This is a genomic window from Vibrio sp. R-1 (assembly GCF_035615595.1).
In the GTDB taxonomy this organism is placed as follows: domain Bacteria; phylum Pseudomonadota; class Gammaproteobacteria; order Enterobacterales; family Vibrionaceae; genus Vibrio; species Vibrio cholerae.
The window spans coordinates 1-1,504 of the sequence record NZ_WPDC01000182.1 but is presented as its reverse complement, the minus strand read 5'-3'; the positions used below and the strand labels follow the sequence as shown (position 1 = coordinate 1,504).

2 protein-coding genes are annotated in these 1,504 nt (G+C 50.1%); one reads left to right on the top strand and one right to left on the bottom strand.

Annotation, left to right across the window (positions count from 1 at the left end):
• Positions 1-192 precede the first annotated feature (192 nt).
• Positions 193-432 (bottom strand): cell division protein ZapB, encoded by a 240-nt coding sequence (gene zapB / locus GOU96_RS17430; RefSeq protein WP_010864873.1) that lies wholly within the window; start codon positions 430-432, stop codon positions 193-195.
• A 529-nt stretch (positions 433-961) separates the two neighbouring features.
• Here zapB and GOU96_RS17425 point away from each other — a divergent pair.
• The coding region (locus GOU96_RS17425; RefSeq protein WP_324702058.1) for an MIP/aquaporin family protein at positions 962-1,504 on the top strand (543 nt) is incomplete at its 3' end.

Below are 1,504 nucleotides of genomic sequence, written 5' to 3'. Positions count from 1 at the left end.
TCGCCAGAAGCGTTGGATCTGGAATAACACCGCTGTTAACGCGTAGCGTGCAACGTTCGCCATAAAAAAACAGAGCATAATGCTCTGTTTTTTTTATTGATATTGTAATAGCTTTGATGTGAGCACGTGCAGCGACCGAAGCAAACTCGCCTAGCGAGACTGAACCGGTTACACATCCCCACGGCGGGCCAATTACACTTCTTCCATTTTGCCCAGCAGCATGCGCAGGCGCTCTTGCCAGCCTTGATGCTCAGCGCGCAGTTGTTCATTTTCACGCAGCATCGCTTCACGTTCTGCCGCATTCTGCTGCACTTGTTGTTCCAGTGCTTGGTTCTGTTCTTTCAGATCTTCCATTTCCATCTGCAGCAGTTGGATGGTATCTACTGCTTGTTGTACTTTGGCTTCCAGCTTCTCAAATACTTCAAAAGACATAAATAAGGACTCCCTTAAACATCGCCTCATCGCGATCGGTGTGCATTTCCTTGTACTCTACCACCGGCTGCGAGCCAGCGCTATCCGGCGAGCCGCAGGATTTGCGCTGTAACCGACCGATGTTCCATATCGCGCATTGTGCACTGAGCAACGACCTGACTTAATCACGCCCGACTTTCTGCTCTCGCAATAAATCGCAATAAAACGCCATGCCACAGTCTGATTTTTGCGTTAACCATCAATTAACACTCATTACATTCATGCAAACTCGCAACCTTTCTTTCGCTTAATTGATTCAGCTATCAGAAAAGGGCTTAGCAGCAGATTACTCTGCACACGCCCAATTTTTGAGCCTGTTCACTAAATAATGAGCATTTTCTCTAAAATTTTGACCAATAACGCACATTCACCTTTTGCTGTTTTTCGTATTCGCGCTTTAACGTTACATTTACACCATTGACCAGCCAACTGGTCGAACCAGATAGTGTTTCCGATAACGTACCCCACAATAAATTCAAGGACAGCACGTATGAGCACAACGACCCAGCCCTCATTGACCGGGCAGTGTATCGCGGAATTTATCGGCACCGGCCTGTTAATCTTTTTCGGCCTCGGCTGTGTGGCTGCGGCCAATCTGGCCGGTGCAGCCTTAAGCCTATGGGAAATCAGTATCATCTGGGGTGTCGGGGTTGCGATGGCAATTTACCTGACCGCCGGAGTTTCCGGTGCCCACTTAAATCCAGCGGTCACTATCGCCCTGTGGCTGTTTGCCTGTTTTGAACGCAAACGTGTGCTGCCATACATCCTCGCCCAAGTGGCGGGCGCGTTCGCCGCGGGTGCACTGGTGTACTTCCTGTATGGTAATCTGTTCGCTGAATATGAAACTGCGCACAATATCGTGCGTGGTAGCGCCGAAAGCCTGAAAACTGCCGGAGTCTTCTCTACCTATCCACATGCGGCCATTTCTGTTGGCCATGCCTTTGTGGTGGAGATGGTGATCACTGCGGTGCTGATGGCCCTGATCATGGCGCTGACCGATGACGGTAACGGTCTGCCTCGTGGCCCAATGGCT

What these genes read in the sequence shown, in the direction of transcription:
- zapB (WP_010864873.1), bottom strand. Translation starts at nt 432, where the DNA reads ATGTCTTTTGAAGTATTTGAGAAGCTGGAAGCCAAAGTACAACAAGCA.